The organism is Virgibacillus sp. M23 (assembly GCF_034190895.1).
Lineage (GTDB): Bacteria > Bacillota > Bacilli > Bacillales > Amphibacillaceae > Virgibacillus > Virgibacillus salarius.
The window spans coordinates 1-497 of sequence record NZ_JAWDHA010000214.1 but is presented as its reverse complement, the minus strand read 5'-3'; the positions used below and the strand labels follow the sequence as shown (position 1 = coordinate 497).

Sequence of the window (497 nt, the reverse complement as noted above, 5' to 3'; positions counted from 1 at the left end):
TCCATAACCGCCGCTTGGGTAACCGCCGCCATACGCGCCATATCCCGGATAGCCGCCGACTCCTCCATGCATCCCATAGCCTGGATACCCCCCATACATGCCGTAGCCCGGGTAGCCTCCAGACATCCCATAACTTGGGTAACCCCCATACATGCCGCCGTATCCTGGGTAGCCTCCGTACATCCCATAGCCCGGATAACCTAGTCCTCCATACATGCCAAAACCGGGACGGCCAGTGCCGTAGCCTGGAAAAGCGCCAAAACCAGGTCCGCCATAGATCTGTCTTGTATCAGTATCAGTCATATTCACTCTCTCCTGCACTTAGGTTACAGTCCAGAGTATGAGAATATCTTACAGATCGTATAGGCAGCCGCCTACATACAGCTAAATCAATTTCTAGGACAAAAAAAGAAAGCAGGCTATAACAGCCTGCTCACTCCTTACTCGCCTAAATCAACGTTATGATACACCTGCTGAACGTCTTCCAAATCCTCTAA

1 pseudogene is annotated in these 497 nt (G+C 51.3%); it reads right to left on the bottom strand.

Going from position 1 to position 497, the window contains the following annotated elements:
* Nucleotides 1–303, bottom strand: a pseudogene (locus RVS70_RS22150) (spore coat protein); the annotation flags it as partial.
* Between the last annotated feature and the right edge of the window lie 194 nt (nt 304–497).